This is a genomic window from Streptosporangium sandarakinum, assembly GCF_013409935.1.
Classification (GTDB): domain Bacteria; phylum Actinomycetota; class Actinomycetes; order Streptosporangiales; family Streptosporangiaceae; genus Streptosporangium; species Streptosporangium nondiastaticum.
The window spans coordinates 123,026-137,409 of the sequence record NZ_JACCCO010000002.1 but is presented as its reverse complement, the minus strand read 5'-3'; the positions used below and the strand labels follow the sequence as shown (position 1 = coordinate 137,409).

Sequence of the window (14,384 nt, the reverse complement as noted above, 5' to 3'; positions counted from 1 at the left end):
CGGAGAAGGCCCCGACGGGCAGGAGAACCCACCTTCCTCCCGGCGGCCCCCGTCGGCGTCCCCGTCACAGTCCGCCCCTCCTGGCCGCCCGGAGGAAGGCGGGGAGGGGAGGGCGGGGGAATCGGAGCGGCCTGCCCCGGTACCCTCCTCGCCGTCCCGGCGCCGGGCGTACGATCACGCCATGGCGAACCTCGGGCCCACCGAACTGATCATCTTGGTCGCGCTGCTCGCGGTACCGGCCGCGTTCCTCATCGGGGTGATCCGCCGGGCCAACCGCGGCTCCGTCACATCGGCCCCCCGGCCGCGGCTCGACCCCGCCGAACTGCACCGCCAGGCCACCAGCCTGATCACCGCGGGCAAGACCATCCAGGCCGTCAAACTCGTCCGCGAGCAGACCGGTCTCGGCCTGGCCGACGCCAAACGCTACACCGACGACCTCGCCGCGGGGCGCCCGCCGTACCGCGCCCCCCTCCACCCCGGCCCCGCCGCGCCCGGCCCGGTCGCCGCTCCGCAGCCCGCGGCCGACCTGGCCACCCGCGTCCGCCACCTCAAGGCCGCCGGCCGCGCCGAGCAGGCGGTGTTCCTCGTCAGGGGAGAGACCGGCATGGACGAGGCCGACGCCGAGCGCTTCGTCGACTCCCTCGACTGACTCGGCCCCGCACCGTCCTGACCGTCTCGGGTGCTTTCCCGCACGGCCCGGCCACCCGGACTCCGGGAGACATCAGGCGTAGGCCCGAACGGCCACGGCCGGTTCGGCCGCCGCGCCGCCCGTGGCGACCACGACCGCCGACGGGGGAGTGCGCTCACCCACATCCTCGGCGCGGATCGCCAGCACCGCCGCCGGACTGCCCAGGTCACCGTAACGCGCCGCCACCGCCCGCGTGATCACCTTCCGGGCGCGGGCGGCCACCTCCCGCGCCGTCGCCCGCATCCCCGGCACCGACAGATGACCGATCAGCGCCGCGAACCGCAGCTCACCGGCCGCAACCGGCGCCGCACCCGGGCCACCCGGACGCGGCGGATCCAGCCAGAACACCCCACCCCGCAGGAACCCCTCATGTGAGACCCCCTCCTCGCAGGTGAGGGTGCGCACCGCGTCGGCCACGACGCGGCCGAACTCCGCCAGGTCGGTATCCGGCGGCAGATCGGTGGTGACCAGCAACGGCACTGTCGGCGAATTCAGCGGCTCCGGCATCGATGCAGCGTCCCTTCCCGTGAGACGGCTCATGGTAGGGCGCACCACCGACAATCTCGCCGAGCCACGCCCGCCCCGCCGCCGGAGAACCCGGGGCCGGGGGAGCCGGGGCCGGGGGAGCCGGGGCCGGGGGAGCCGGCACCCCGGCCCCGGGAGCGGACGCCCTTGCCCGCCGAGGACCTCACCGGGCTCACCGACCGCACCCTGAAGATCACCAGGCTCATCGAGTCGAGATGACGACGGCCGCCGCGACCGTGACACGACCATGACACGGCGCGGACGAGGCGGGGACACGGCCGGCCGACAGTGAACGAGGTCGACCGGCGCCTGTTCCCCAGCAGCGGGTCCGGCTGTCTCCGTACCACCGAAGAAAGGCTGATCGACCGTGACCGAACGCATCCGCGTGGCAGTGCTGGCGGGCGGACCGTCCGCCGAGCATGAGGTGTCGCTGCAGTCGGCGCAGGCCGTGCTCGATGCTCTGCCGAGGGATCTGTACGAGCCCTTCGCCGTCATCATCGACCGGCAGGGCAGGTGGCCGACGCAGCTGCGACGCGATCTGGCGGACGTGGTCTTCCCCGTGCTGCACGGGCCGTTCGGCGAGGACGGCGTCGTCCAGGGGCACCTGGAGACGCTGGGCATCCCGTACGTGGGCTGCGGCGTCCTGGCATCGGCCGTGGCCATGAACAAGGTCGCGATGCGGCGCGCATTCCTGGCAGAGGACATTCCGACCACCCCACATGTGTGGTTCACCGGCCACGAATGGCGCACCACCACCGACCACCAGGGGCTGGTGAAGCCGCTCGACTGGCCGATGTACGTCAAACCAGCCAGTATGGGCTCCTCCATCGGCATCTCACGTGTCACCTCCATGGATGAGCTGCGCGCGGGCGTGGAACTGGCCCTGGCCTACGACCGGGTGGTCATCGTCGAGCAGGGCGTGACCGCACGCGAGCTCATCTGCGGCGTGCTCGGCGGCCATGACACCCCCGATGCCTCGGTGCCCGGCGAACTCACCGCGCCCGGTGACTGGCTCGACTATGAGGCCAAGTACCTCAGCCCGGCCGAGATCGCCGTCATCCCCGCCGCGCTGCCCGAACGGGTGACCGGAAACGTGCGGGAGCTGGCCCTGCGCGCCTTCCGGACGATCGGTGGCTACGGCCTGGCCCGTGTCGACTTCCTCTACGAGGAGGACACGGGACGCCTGTACGTGCTGGAGATCAACACCATGCCCGGCTTCACCTCCCGTTCCGTCTACGCCAAGGCCTGGGCCGCCAGCGGCGTCCCGTACCCGGACCTGCTGCGCCGCCTCATCGACCTCGCGCTCGCCAGGAGCGGCTCATGATCCCCATGACGCTGAACAAGATCGCGCAGGTCGTCGGCGCAAACATGTACGACGTGCGCGACCAGCGGGCGCTGGTGACGGCACCCGCAGCGGTCGACTCCCGCGAGGTGGTGCCCGGCGGCCTGTTCGCCGCGACGGTCGGCACCCGCGTTGACGGCCACGACTACGCGGCCGGCGCCATCGCAGCCGGCGCCGTCGCCGCGCTGACCCTGAGGCCCGCCGGCGCGCCCGCCCTCGTGGTCCAGGACGTCCAGCTCGCGCTCGGCCTGCTGGCCAGGCACCTGCTCGAACACATCAGCCCGACCGTGATCGGCCTGACCGGCTCCGTGGGCAAGACAACGACCAAGGACCTGCTGGCCCAGATACTCGAAAGACACGCCGCGACGGTCGCCACCGACAGGTCGTTCAACAACGAGCTCGGCCTGCCACTCACCGTGCTGCGCGCCGATGCCGCCACCCGATACCTGGTGCTGGAAATGGGCGCAGGCCGAAAAGGCGACCTGACATATCTGACCGGGATCGCACCACCCCAGGTCGGGCTGGTGCTCAACGTCGGCACCGCACACCTGGAACGCATGGGAACCGGGCCGGCCGACGTCGCCGAGGCCAAGGGCGAGCTGGTCGAGGCACTTCCGGCGGACGGGTTCGCCCTGCTCAACGCCGACGACCCGTACGTCCTGGGCATGGCCGGTCGCACCAGAGCCCAGATCCTGTTGTACGGCAGGTCACCGCAGGCGCGGGTACGAGCCGAAGACGTGCGGATGGGCGACCGGGCGCGAACGGCATTCGAGCTGGTGACGCCCTCCGGCCGCGCCCCGGTCGAACTCGACCTCATAGGCGAGCACCAGGTGAGCAACGCCCTGGCCGCCGCCGCCGTCGCCACCGCACTCGGCCTGGACGCCACCGAGATCGCCGACGGGCTGAACGCCGCACGGCGGCGCTCCGCGGGCCGGCTGGAGATCACCGAACGCCCTGACGGCATCACCATCGTCAACGACGCCTACAACGCCAACCCCGAATCCATGCGGGCCGGACTGCGGGCGGCGAAGGCCCTGGCCGGCACCCGCCGTACCGTCGCCGTACTCGGCGCGATGGGGCAGCAGGCGGACACCTCCCGCGCCCGGCACACCGAGATCGGCCGGCTCGTCGCCGACCTCCGCTTCGACGCGCTGATCACGGTCGGAACAGGAGACCCGCTCGCGATGGCGGAGGCCGCGAAGTCCCCGAACCTGGGTGTGGCCGTCCACACCGCCGAAGACGCGGCCCAGGCCCTCAAGCTGGCCACCGCGCTTCTCGAACCGGGAGACGTGGTGTTCATCAAAGCCTCCAGCGAGATCGGGCTCGGTGCCTGCGCCCGCGCACTGGCCGGCGCCTGACCGCCGGCGCGCCGCCCAAGGACCGAGCGGGCCGGGAAAGTCCCTGCCGACGCACCGCCGGGCCGGTGACGGCACCGTCATCACGGCCGGCACCGATCGGTGTGCCGGCGCAGACCACAGAAAACGGAGTTCCATGCGCGCCATCGGTCTCATCGGCGGATTGAGCTGGGAATCAACGGTGATCTACTACCAGGTCATCAACCGGCGGGTACGCGAACGACTCGGCGGCAGCCATTCCGCCAACAGCCTCATCTGGTCGGTCGACTACACGACCGTCGAGGACCTCGTCTTCGCCGGCCGCTGGGACGAGGTGAGCACCCTGCTGACCGACGCCGGCCGGAAACTGGAGGATCTCGGCGCCGAGGTCCTGCTCGTCTGCAGCAACACCTTCAGCCGGGTGAGCGACGACGTGGCGCGGGCCGCGAGCGTGCCCGTGCTGCACATCGCCGACGCCGTGGGCACGGAGGTCCGCGCCAGGGGGATGCGCAAGGTCGGTCTGCTGGGCACCCGCTTCACCATGGAACAGCCCTTCTACCGGGACCGGCTGGCCGCCCACGGCCTCGACGTGGTCGTCCCGCGGCGTGAGCAGCGGGAGCTGGTCCATCGCGTGATCTTCGACGAGCTGGTGCGCGGGGTGCTCCGGGAGTCGTCCAGGGACGCCTACGCCCAGGTCGTCGCCGATCTCGCAGCCGACGGGGCCGAAGGCGTCATCCTCGGCTGCACGGAGATCGAACTCCTGATCACCGAGAAGGACGCCGCCGTCCCGCTGCTGCCGAGCGCCCGGCTGCACGCGGAGGCGGCGGCCGGTTTCGCGCTGGCCGACTGACGCGCCCTCGTCGCGGTCGCCGCCGCGGCCGTACGTTCCGCTCGACCTTTCCGGCACCACGGCGATCCACCCGGAGCGGAGAACGGGTCGCCGCCGTCACCCCGGGCAGTCGCGGGGGCCGGCGCCCCGCCCGGCGCCGACGACGGTGACCCGGCCGGAGCCTTCCGGCGTCGCGGCGGCGGCCGTGCACACGATCTGCGCGATGGCCAGTGCGGACAGCTCACGGGCCGGGGTGGACGGGTTCACCGCCACGATGCCGGAAGGCCCGACGGTCACCGAGAAGGGGACGGCTCCGGGCGGGACCTCGGTGGTGAACCCGCGCGTCTGTTCCGTCGGGGTGGGTCCGGCGGCCAGCAACGCGAGCGTGTCCGCCTGGGGCAGCCGGAGACCGGTCCGCGTCACCGCGCGGAGCCGGCCGTCCTTCACCAGGTAGATGGTGAACTTCATGGCCTGTGCGATGGTCGGTGCGACGGGCCCGCTCGGCGGGTCGCCGGCGGGGATGGCATCGCTGGGCTGCACGCCGCAGCCGCTCACGGCGACCAGCGACACGAGGCCCGCGGCGAGCACGCGGCGGGCGGGCCCGGTCCTCACTCGGAGCCTCCGTCCGGTTCGTGTGCCCGGCGCGGCAGATGCAACGTGAAGACGGCGCCGCCGTCCGGGGCGTTGGCGACGGTGAGGTCGCCGCGATGCAGGCGCGCGTTCTCCCGCGCTATGGCCAGGCCCAGGCCGCTGCCCTCGGACCTGGCCCTTGCCGCGCTGGCCTTGTAGAACCGGTCGAACACATGCGGCAGCACCGCCTCGTCCAGCCCCGGCCCGTGGTCGCGGACCTCCAGGAAGATCCGGTGCGGGTCGGCGCGGAGCCGTATCGACACCGGTGGCTCACCGTGCCGCAGGGCGTTGCCGACGAGGTTGGCGAGGACGACGTCCACCCGGCGCGGGTCCAGCCGCGCCGTCACCGCGACGGGAAGGTCGGCGCTCACCTGCTGCGACCAGCCCCGGACGCGCAGGGTCGCGCGTACCAGCTCGGCCACGTCGACCTCGTTCAACGCGAGGGCCGCGACACCGGAGTCGAACCTGCTGATCTCGATGAGATCGTTCACCAGAACGGTGAGGTTGAGCGTCTCCTGGCTGACCAGCCTGGCGGCCCGGCCGGCGGGCTCGGGCAGCCGGGCCGCCTCCTCGTCCAGGACGTCGGCGACCGCGGTGAGCGCGGCCAGCGGGGTGCGCAGCTCGTGGGACACGTCGGCCACGAACCGGCGGGCCTCGGCCTCCATCTCGCGCAGCTGCCTGACGTGCCGTTCCAGCTCCGCGGCGGTGTCGTTGAACGTGCGCGCCACCTCCGCCAGCTCGTCGGAGCCGCGGACCGCGACCCTGGCCCGCAGCTCGCCCTCGCCCAGCAGACGCGCCGCCCGGCCGAGCTCACGCACCGGACGCAGCACGCCACGGGCGGCCAGCGACGCCAGGATGACCGCGAACGCCAGGGCCGCCCCGCCGATGAGCCAGGCACGTATGGCGAGCTCGTCGATGCTCTGCTGCTCGGGAAGCAGGTTGCGCGCGACGTAGACCTCGATGCCGGACATCCGCGTCGTCCGGCCCCTCTCGGTGATCAGCAGCGGCATGCCGATGAGCAGGAAGGGGGTGTCCTGCCACACCACGCGTTGCCACGCGGTGTCGCCGCCGGCCACCACCCGCCGCAGCTGCCCGGGAATCACCTCAAGGTTCAGGACCGCCGTGTTCAGGCCCGGATCCCCCCGTCTCGGAGGCGGGGGCGGGCTCGGCGGGAACGGCGAGTGCGTCCCGCGGTAGACGGCGACCGCGAGCATGCCCTGGTCGGCCGCGGCCGCGGCCGCGGCGATCCCACCGAGCTCCTCCGGGCCCGGCGTCGCGCTCCGCAGCGGGTAGAGCGCCTGCAGACGGCTGGTCGTCGCCTTCACCGCGGCGTCCTGGGTCCGCTGCAGGATGGCGCTGCGAGCCTGGACGTAGATGCCGCCGGCCACCGCCGCCGCGGTGACCACACACAGCAGCGCGAAGGCGGACAGCAGCCGGGCACGCAGCCCCAGGCTCGGCTGAGGCGTCACCGGCGGTTCACACCGGCCCGAACCGGTACCCGAACCCACGCACCGTCTGCACGTAGACGGGCGCCGCCGAGTCGTCCTCGATCTTCGCGCGCAACCGCTGCACGCACGCGTCCACCAGACGCGAGTCACCGAAGTAGTCGTGCTCCCACACCGACTCCAGCAGCTGCTGGCGACTGTGCACCCGGCCCGGCGTGCCGGACAGCTCGAGCAGCAGGCGCAGCTCGGTCGGGGCGAGGCCCACCGGCACGCCGCGGCGGGAGACCGTCAGCGCGGCCCGGTCGATGGTCAGGTCCCCGTGCCGCTCCAGCTCGGCCTGGTCCCGGCCGATCCGCCGGAGCACCGCGCGGATGCGCGCCTCGAGCACCCTGGGCTGCACCGGCTTGACCACGTAGTCGTCGGCGCCCGCCTCCAACCCGGCCACCACGTCCATGTCGTCACCGCGCGCGGTCAGCATGATGATCGGTACCTCACCGGCGGCCCGGATACGGCGGCAGACCTCGAACCCGTCCATGCCAGGCAACATCAGATCGAGCACGACGACATCGGGAAGGTCCGCACGCAGCCGCTCCAGCCCCTGCTCACCGGACTCCACCGCGCGCACCCGGTGCCCATGCCGACTCAGGGCCAGCTCAAGGCCCTCACGCACGGCCGGGTCATCCTCGATCAACAACACTCGCGACACGCCGCCGAGTTTCACTGCACGCCCCCCGTAACTCGCTCGCCGGTCGAACCCATCCACTGTCGGCCGGCCGTGTCCCCGCCTCGTCCGCGCCGTGTCATGGTCGTGTCACGGTCGCGCTGACGGTGGCCGCCGTCGATAAACCGTGACATACGGCCGACAAGGCGCGACATCCGGCACCGTCCGACAGGATGCCTCATGATCGATGGGGCTGCCTCGGATTCGGCGGGACCGGGACATCACGCAAAGATCGGCAGGGGAGGGCTGCCGATCTTGTGTCAGGCCTGCTGGGAAAACCACCGGACGCGCTAGGTCTAGCGCCAGGTCTGCTGGGACCGTGTCGGCCCGATGGGGACGGGGGGCCAATGGCAGTGATCACGAACATGGGCAGAACGGTGGATCTCATACCGGACAGAATTCAGCTTCTGTGCGGTATAAGATCTTATGTCCGCTTTGATGGTGTGCCGGGTGCCGGAAAACCGGCCGCGGCGGTGAGGGGACCGGAGGGTGCGGCGGGGCTCGCGGCGGGGCTCTCTTGGAGCGGCCGCCCTTATCGGCATGCCGGCTGTCAGGTTCGCCGGACCCGCCTGCTCGCCGTCCCGCCTGTCATGATCGTCCCGGCCGTGGTGGCACGCCTGCCGTCGGGCAGCCCGGCGGCGGCCGGCGGGAACGGGTTCGTGACGGGAGGCGCTCGTCCCGCGCCCGATGATCGTTTCGCGCCTGGCGGTCAGACCGGGCGCCTGAGGCCGGGTGCGCCCGGCCCCGACACCGGTGGGATCAGCGGCCGGGCGGATGGCGACGCGGGGTCGGCGGCGGGTGCGGTCCGCGCGGTGGCCGGTACGGGTCCCGTCCGGGATCGGGTGTCGGCGCGCCCGACCGTTCCCGGCGCCCGGCGGCGTTCGGTCCCGCCCGGTGCGGCGGTGCGAAGGCGCGGGACGGGTCTTCCGTGCGATGCGTCTTTTGTACGGTCGCCGCTCCGGTCGTCGTGCCTCGGCCTCGCGTGTCGTGTTCTTCTCGGTCTCAGTCTCGGTCTCGACGTCGGCATCGGCATCGGCGTTCGCCGCGGGTTTCGCTACGGATGCGGGCGGGTGTGCGGTGCCGGGTGGATGGTGCGTGGTGCGTCGGTGGGTGTTCGTGGTGGGCCTGTTCCGGGGTGTCGGCTGTGGTTGCCGGTGTGTTTGATGCATAATCGCACTTATGCATCATTTGCGGGTGGTCCCCTGTCGTGGGGCGGGAGGTGCGTGATGGGCGGCGGTGAGGCGGGCGGGCCGATGAGCGTGCGTGAGGCGGCCGAGGAGTTCTTGTTCGCGTTGCGGGTCAAGAAGCTGTCGGCGCACACGGTCGCCGGGTACGCCCGGGATCTGCGTGCGGTGGCGGAGCTGGCGGCCGCTCAGGCGGGGTGCGCGCCGGGTGAGCTCGAGGTGGGTGGTCTGTCGGGGCGGCTGGTGCGGACGGCGTTCGCCGAGTTCGCCGGGCCGCGGTCGGCGGCGAGTGTGAACCGGGCCTGGAGCGCCTGGAACCAGTTTCTGACGTTCTGCGTGGCCGAGGGGCTGGTGGAGGGCAATCCGATGGCGGCGGTCCCCCGGCCGCGGCAGCCGGCCAAGGCGCCCAAGCCGTTGCTGGGTGATGGGGATGCGTCGGGGATGCTGCTGGAGCGGATCGCGGCGGGGGCGCGTAAGGCCCGGGATCCGTGGGTGGAGCGGGATCTGGTGGTGCTGGCGCTGGCGCTGGTGACGGGGATGCGGTCGGCGGAGCTTTTGGGGTTGACGCTGGGGTCGGTGGGTGGTTCGGCCGGGGATCGGCGGGTGCAGGTGGTGGGCAAGGGTGGGCGGACGCGTTCGCTGCCGATCGAGGCGCCGGTGGAGTTGCTGATCGAGCGGTACCTGGACAGCCGGATGCGGCGTTTCGGGCTGGCCGCGCTCCCCCGGTCGGCGCCGTTGCTGGTGGACAATCGCAACGAGGCGTTGCGGCGGGGCGGGCTGCAGTATCTGGTGCGGCAGTGCTACCGGTATGCGGGGGTGCATGATCGGGTGCAGCGGGGGACGCTGGTGCATGCGCTGCGGCATGAGTTCGCCACGCGGCTGGCCGAGCGGGGGGCTTCGGCGCATGAGTTGATGGAGTTGCTGGGGCATGCCTCGATCGTGACGGGTCAGGCGTATGTGGCTTCCACGGCGCGTGAGGTGCGGCGGGCGGCGCGGGGCAATCCGGCGTACGGGGTGCTGGAGCGGCTGGCCGATGCCGATGGGGAGCGGCGGGAGTCGTAGGGCGGCCGGGGGCGGCGGTGGAGGGGCGCGGGGCTGTCCCCTCCCCCGCGTCCTGCCTTGTGGGGTGGGCGGCGGGGGCGAGCCGGGCCGGGGTGCGGTGTTCCGCTCCCCCGCCTCTGGCCTGTGTCCTGTCCTGCCGGGGTGTGGCGGGTGCGTCAGAGGGCGGGGGGTGCGGGGGGTGCGGGGCGGAGTTTCCTGACCAGGCGGGTGGCGGCGCGGTGGCTGAGGCCGGTTTCGCCGCGGACGAGGAAGACGGCCTGGTCGAACTGGTCGGTGGCTTTGAGTTCGAGGGCTCGGGTGAGGAGTTCGGGGCTGAGGCCGCCGTGCAGCAGGGCGTTGCGGGGGCGCTGGGCGATGCGGACGGCCCAGATGATGAGGGCGATGGCGATGATGGCGGCCAGGATCGTGACGGCCAGGATGAGCAGCGGATCCGACATGGGTGTCCTTTGCGGGTGGGTCGGCTGGGGGCGGGGGTTTCAAGGGGGCGGGGGTCGGTTTTGTAGGTGGGTGGCCGGGGTGGGGGTTTAATCCTTTCGGGTTTGTCGGGGGGCTCTGTTACGGTCCGGGTTTGTGGCTGTGCAGTCTCTTATTCACGCGCGCGGGCTGGTCAAACGTTTCGGGGATTTCACCGCGGTCGATGGGATCGATCTGGATGTGGCGCCGGGTGAGGCGTTCGGTTTCCTGGGTCCCAACGGGGCGGGGAAGTCGTCGACGATGCGGATGATCGGGTGTGTGTCGATGCCGTCGTCGGGTGAGCTGCGGATTTTCGGGATGGATCCGGTGCGGGACGGGGTGCGGATCCGGGGGCGGTTGGGGGTGTGTCCTCAGCTGGACAATTTGGATCCGGATTTGACGGTGCGTGAGAACTTGACGACTTATGCCCGTTATTTCGGTTTGTCGCGGGCGGAGGCGCGTCTCCGCGCCGATGAGCTGCTGGACTTCGCCCAGTTGCGGGACCGGGCCGCAAGCCAGGTCGAGCCGTTGTCGGGCGGTATGAAGCGGCGCCTGACGATCGCGCGGGCGATGGTGGGCGATCCCGCGCTGGTGCTGCTGGACGAGCCGACGACCGGGCTGGACCCGCAGGCGCGTCACCTGCTGTGGGAGCGGCTGTTCCAGCTGCGGCGGCGCGGGGTGACGCTGGTGCTGACGACGCACTACATGGACGAGGCCGAGCAGTTGTGCGACCGGCTGGTGGTGATGGACGGCGGACGGATCGTCGCCGAGGGTTCGCCCCGGTCGCTGATCGCGGCGCACTGCACGCCGGAGGTGGTGGAGCTGCGCTTCGCCGAGGAGGGCGACCACGCCGGGAAGCTGGCCGGGGTGGGCCGCGCCGAGGCGCTGCCCGACCGGGTGCTTCTGTACGTCGACGACGGGGACGACGCGGTGGCGGAGGTGCACCGGCGGGGTCTTGCGCCGTCGGGGGTGCTGGTGCGGCGCTCGACGCTGGAGGATGTGTTCCTGCAGCTGACCGGCCGGACGCTGGTGGAGTGAGGGGCGATGGGTGCGACGGCGGCGGTGCTGGAGCGGCACCTGGTGATGTACCGGCGGCTGTGGCGGGGGTCGGTGTTCTCCTCCTTCGTGCTGCCGGTGCTGTTTCTGGCCGGTATCGGGCTGGGCGTGGGCGGATACGTCGGTGAGATCGGCGGGGTGGGGTATCTGGCGTGGATCACGCCGGGGGTGCTGGCCTCGACGGCGTTCCAGACGGCGATCGGTGAGTCGACGTACTCGGTGATGGGCGACTTCAAGTGGGTGCGTTCCTACCACGCGATGTACGCCGCGCCGGTGCGGGTCGGTGAGATGGTGGCCGGGCGTCTTGTGTACATCCTGCTGCGGGTGGTGGTCGCGGCGGCGGTGTTCCTGGGGGTGACGGCGCTGTTCGGCGCGTTGCGCTCGCCGTGGGCGCCGCTGAGCCTGGCGGTGGTGGCGCTGGTGGGGCTGGCGGCTGCGGCGCCGGTGACGGCGTTCGCCGCGACGGTGGAGCACGACAGCTACTTCGCGTTGCTGTTCCGGTTCGTGATGATCCCCTCGGCGCTGTTCTCGGGGGTGTTCTTCCCCGTCGAGCAGCTGCCGGGGCCGGCGCGGGTCCTGGCGTGTCTTTCGCCGCTGTGGCACGGGGTGGAGCTGAGCCGGGCGGCGACGCTGGGGGTCTTTCCGGCGTGGCCGGTATGGGCGCATGTGGCGTGTCTGCTGGTGTGGGCCGCGGCGGGTACGGCGTGGGCGGTGTCGGCGTTCGGCCGGCGGCTGCGGGACTGACGAGGGGCCTGGAAGGACGTCATGGTTTCTGCGATGGTGGCGGCGCGGCTGTCCCCGGTCCGGGTCGGGGCGGTGATGGGCCGCAACGTCGGGGCGCTGCGCTCGGGTCCGGCGTACTGGCTGGTCGTGGTCTCCGGGTTCTTCGAGCCGGTGCTGTATCTGCTGTCGATCGGCGTGGGGGTGGGCGCCCTGGTGGGGCGGCTGGAGGTGGGCGGCGGGCGCGTGGTGGACTACGCGGCGTTCGTCGCCCCGGCGATGCTGGCGGTCTCGGCGATGTCGGGGGCGCTGGCGGAGACCACGTTCAACTTCTTCTTCAAGATGAAGTACGCCAAGACGTTCGAGGCGATCCTGGCGACGCCGGTGCGGCCGGTGGAGATCGCGGTGGGTGAGCTGGCGTGGGCGCTGGTGCGCAGTGCCGTCTACACGGGGGCGTTCTTGGTGGTGATGGTGGCGATGGGGCTGACCGGCGGGTGGTGGGCGCTGGCGGCGTTCCCGGCGGCGATGCTGGTGGCCCTGGCGTTCGGCGGCGTCGGGATGGCGCTCAGCACGCTGATGCGGGGCTGGCAGGATTTCGATCTGCTCGGCACGGGGCAGTTCGCGCTGTTCTTGTTCTCCGGGACGTTCTCCCCGGTCTCGGACTATCCGGCGGTGATGGAGGCCGTGGTGGTGGCGACGCCGCTGTTCCACGCGGTGGAGCTGGTGCGGGGCCTGGCGATCGGGCAGGTGGGCTGGGGCCTTGTGGGGCATGCGGGGTATCTGGTGGTGATGGCGGTGGCGGGCCTGGCGTTCGCGGCGCGGCGCATCCAGCGGACGCTGTGCGCGTGAGGCGCACCGGGATGCGGTGGGCGTCTCGGGTGTGCGGCGGGGTCGCGGTCCTCTCGGGCGGGGGCCGTCCGATGTGCTCCCCTGTCGTGCCCCTGGCCTGCGGCGGGTGGGTACCGGCGCCGCAGGCGGGGTCAGGGCCGGGTGTAGGGGGTGGCGGAGACGACCGCGGTGAGCGGCAGCGGCCCGTACAGGTGGGGGAAGGCCTCCTGCGCGCCGGCGGGGACCTCCAGGCGGACGTCCAGGCCGGTGGGGTCGATGGTCAGCAGCACCAGGGGGTCGGCGATGTCGCCGTAGTAGCGGCGGGCGACGGCGTGCAGCTGGGCGTGGTCGGCGCAGGCGTGGATGAAGCCTTCCTCCTCCAGGGTGCGGCCGAGGGTGGAGACGCGGTACTCCCCCGCTTCGCGGGCGGCGTCCCAGTCGGCGGCCAGGGCCAGGTGCAGGATGGTCATGGTGATTCCTTCGTCAGGGGGTGGGCGTCCCACTCGCGGCGCAGCATCGCGTAGATCACCTCGTCGGTCCATTCGCCTTTGACGAACTCGTTTTCCACCAGGTGGGCTTCGCGGCGCATGCCCAGGCGTTCCAGCACGCGGGCCGAGGCGTGGTTGCGGCCGTCGAGGCGGCCGGTGATGCGGTGCAGGCCCAGCTCTTCGAAGCCCAGGCGCAGGAGCACGCGGGCGGTTTCGGTGGCGTAGCCGTTGCCGTGGTGGCCGGGGTGGAAGCTGTAGCCGATCTCGCCGCTTCGGTGGGTGCGGCTGTGCCAGAACAGGGTGGCGTCGCCGATGAGTTCACCGGTGGCGGTCAGCTGCACCGCCAGGGAGAGGGCCTGGCCTTCGTCGGTCAGTGCGGCGGAGGTGGCCTTCTTGGCCAGGGAGGCGCGGGTCTGTTCCAGGTCGTGGGGCTCCCCGTACAGGTAGCGGGCGACTTCTGGCAGGCGGTGGATGGCGTGCAGGGGGTGCAGGTCGTCTTCGGTGAAGGGCCGCAGAGTGAGGCGATCGGTGCGCAGGGGGTAGGAGGGGTTGAGCATCCGCTCAGCGTAGGGGGCGGCCGGTGGGATGGGCCAGCCGATTATCGTCGCGCGGCGGGGCCTGTCCGGTGGGGGCCGGTGTGCTTCAGCGGGGCCGGTCGGTGGGGTGTGTTTCGCGGGGGCGGGTGGCGGCCAGGCTGGCCAGGAGTTTGAGCCGGTCTTCGGAGGCGGTGCCCGGTTCGGCGGTGTAGATGGTGAGGTCGTACACGTTCCGGTTGGTCATGGGCAGGTCGAGGGACTGGTAGGTCAGCTCCAGGCCGCCGACCTGGGGTGCCGCAGCCGCTTGGTGCCGTCGTGGTGGATGCGCACGTTGTGGGCGGCCCACTGGCTGCGGAATTCGGGGCTGAGGGTGGACAGTTCGCCTACCGGGACATGGCCGACCGCAGGAGCCTCAAGATCCTCGTCAGGCCCTGATCTTCCGGGCACGGTCCCGTTCCTTCCCTGAGGACGGGATCGTGCCCCTGCGGGGCGGGCGCGGGCGGGCGATCCGGGGTGACTTGCGGGTGGCGTCGAATGCGTGTT

The 14,384-nt window shown here is 72.0% G+C and carries 17 protein-coding genes; 8 read left to right on the top strand and 9 right to left on the bottom strand.

Features of this window, described 5'->3' with window-relative positions; translation table 11 throughout:
* The first annotated feature begins 181 nt into the window (after positions 1 to 181).
* Positions 182 to 649, top strand: a complete 468-nt coding sequence (locus tag HDA43_RS19290) for a hypothetical protein (RefSeq protein WP_179823691.1) — start codon at positions 182 to 184, stop codon at positions 647 to 649.
* A gap of 72 nt (positions 650 to 721) precedes the next feature.
* Here HDA43_RS19290 and HDA43_RS19285 read toward each other — a convergent pair whose 3' ends face one another.
* A complete protein-coding gene (locus HDA43_RS19285; protein WP_179823689.1) occupies positions 722 to 1,195 on the bottom strand; it encodes a hypothetical protein in 474 nt (157 codons plus the stop codon).
* Between the two features lie 385 nt (positions 1,196 to 1,580).
* On the opposite strand from HDA43_RS19285, the gene HDA43_RS19280 reads away from it, so the two are divergent.
* The 3 genes from HDA43_RS19280 to HDA43_RS19270 all read left to right on the top strand — a co-directional run bounded on the left by HDA43_RS19280 (position 1,581) and on the right by HDA43_RS19270 (position 4,739).
* A complete protein-coding gene (locus HDA43_RS19280; protein ID WP_179823687.1) occupies positions 1,581 to 2,537 on the top strand; it encodes a D-alanine--D-alanine ligase family protein in 957 nt (318 codons plus the stop codon).
* Complete coding sequence (locus HDA43_RS19275) at positions 2,534 to 3,913, top strand: UDP-N-acetylmuramoyl-tripeptide--D-alanyl-D-alanine ligase (RefSeq protein WP_179823685.1); 1,380 nt, start codon at positions 2,534 to 2,536, stop codon at positions 3,911 to 3,913. Before HDA43_RS19280 ends, HDA43_RS19275 begins: the two co-directional genes overlap by 4 nt.
* 133 nt (positions 3,914 to 4,046) lie before the next feature.
* A complete protein-coding gene (locus HDA43_RS19270; RefSeq protein ID WP_179823682.1) occupies positions 4,047 to 4,739 on the top strand; it encodes an aspartate/glutamate racemase family protein in 693 nt (230 codons plus the stop codon).
* A gap of 96 nt (positions 4,740 to 4,835) precedes the next feature.
* On the opposite strand, the gene HDA43_RS19265 is transcribed toward HDA43_RS19270, so the two are convergent.
* The 3 genes from HDA43_RS19265 to HDA43_RS19255 are packed head-to-tail and all read right to left on the bottom strand — an operon-like array spanning position 4,836 to position 7,499.
* The gene (locus tag HDA43_RS19265; protein ID WP_179823680.1) at positions 4,836 to 5,330 is read right to left on the bottom strand and encodes a GerMN domain-containing protein; all 495 of its coding nucleotides are present in this window, start codon (positions 5,328 to 5,330) and stop codon (positions 4,836 to 4,838) included.
* Positions 5,327 to 6,817: an ATP-binding protein gene (locus HDA43_RS19260; RefSeq protein ID WP_179823678.1), complete on the bottom strand. Its 1,491-nt coding sequence runs from the start codon at positions 6,815 to 6,817 to the stop codon at positions 5,327 to 5,329. Before HDA43_RS19260 ends, HDA43_RS19265 begins: the two co-directional genes overlap by 4 nt.
* A 7-nt stretch (positions 6,818 to 6,824) precedes the next feature.
* Positions 6,825 to 7,499, bottom strand: coding sequence for a response regulator (locus HDA43_RS19255; protein WP_179823676.1), 675 nt, complete (start codon positions 7,497 to 7,499; stop codon positions 6,825 to 6,827).
* 1,241 nt (positions 7,500 to 8,740) lie between these two features.
* Here HDA43_RS19255 and HDA43_RS19250 point away from each other — a divergent pair.
* The gene (locus tag HDA43_RS19250; protein WP_179823674.1) at positions 8,741 to 9,760 is read left to right on the top strand and encodes a tyrosine-type recombinase/integrase; all 1,020 of its coding nucleotides are present in this window, start codon (positions 8,741 to 8,743) and stop codon (positions 9,758 to 9,760) included.
* A gap of 155 nt (positions 9,761 to 9,915) precedes the next feature.
* Here HDA43_RS19250 and HDA43_RS19245 read toward each other — a convergent pair whose 3' ends face one another.
* Entirely contained in the window at positions 9,916 to 10,197 is a 282-nt protein-coding gene (locus HDA43_RS19245; RefSeq protein WP_179823672.1) for a hypothetical protein, read from the bottom strand.
* A gap of 133 nt (positions 10,198 to 10,330) precedes the next feature.
* Between HDA43_RS19245 and HDA43_RS19240 the strand changes: the two genes are divergently transcribed.
* The 3 genes from HDA43_RS19240 to HDA43_RS19230 are packed head-to-tail and all read left to right on the top strand — an operon-like array spanning position 10,331 to position 12,838.
* Positions 10,331 to 11,251: an ABC transporter ATP-binding protein gene (locus HDA43_RS19240; RefSeq protein ID WP_312873436.1), complete on the top strand. Its 921-nt coding sequence runs from the start codon at positions 10,331 to 10,333 to the stop codon at positions 11,249 to 11,251.
* 6 nt (positions 11,252 to 11,257) lie between these two features.
* Positions 11,258 to 12,013 (top strand): ABC transporter permease, encoded by a 756-nt coding sequence (locus tag HDA43_RS19235; RefSeq protein ID WP_179823670.1) that lies wholly within the window; start codon positions 11,258 to 11,260, stop codon positions 12,011 to 12,013.
* 21 nt (positions 12,014 to 12,034) lie between these two features.
* Positions 12,035 to 12,838 (top strand): ABC transporter permease, encoded by an 804-nt coding sequence (locus HDA43_RS19230; RefSeq protein WP_179823669.1) that lies wholly within the window; start codon positions 12,035 to 12,037, stop codon positions 12,836 to 12,838.
* 131 nt (positions 12,839 to 12,969) lie between these two features.
* Here HDA43_RS19230 and HDA43_RS19225 read toward each other — a convergent pair whose 3' ends face one another.
* The 4 genes from HDA43_RS19225 to HDA43_RS36445 form a co-directional block, all read right to left on the bottom strand.
* The gene (locus tag HDA43_RS19225; protein ID WP_179823667.1) at positions 12,970 to 13,287 is read right to left on the bottom strand and encodes a DUF952 domain-containing protein; all 318 of its coding nucleotides are present in this window, start codon (positions 13,285 to 13,287) and stop codon (positions 12,970 to 12,972) included.
* Positions 13,284 to 13,862: a GNAT family N-acetyltransferase gene (locus tag HDA43_RS19220; protein WP_179823665.1), complete on the bottom strand. Its 579-nt coding sequence runs from the start codon at positions 13,860 to 13,862 to the stop codon at positions 13,284 to 13,286. The genes HDA43_RS19225 and HDA43_RS19220 overlap by 4 nt, the downstream gene beginning before the upstream one ends.
* A gap of 85 nt (positions 13,863 to 13,947) precedes the next feature.
* Entirely contained in the window at positions 13,948 to 14,187 is a 240-nt protein-coding gene (locus HDA43_RS34425; RefSeq protein WP_312873435.1) for an MmyB family transcriptional regulator, read from the bottom strand.
* The gene (locus tag HDA43_RS36445) at positions 14,109 to 14,288 is read right to left on the bottom strand and encodes an MmyB family transcriptional regulator (protein ID WP_312873434.1); all 180 of its coding nucleotides are present in this window, start codon (positions 14,286 to 14,288) and stop codon (positions 14,109 to 14,111) included. Before HDA43_RS36445 ends, HDA43_RS34425 begins: the two co-directional genes overlap by 79 nt.
* Positions 14,289 to 14,384: the final 96 nt, after the last annotated feature.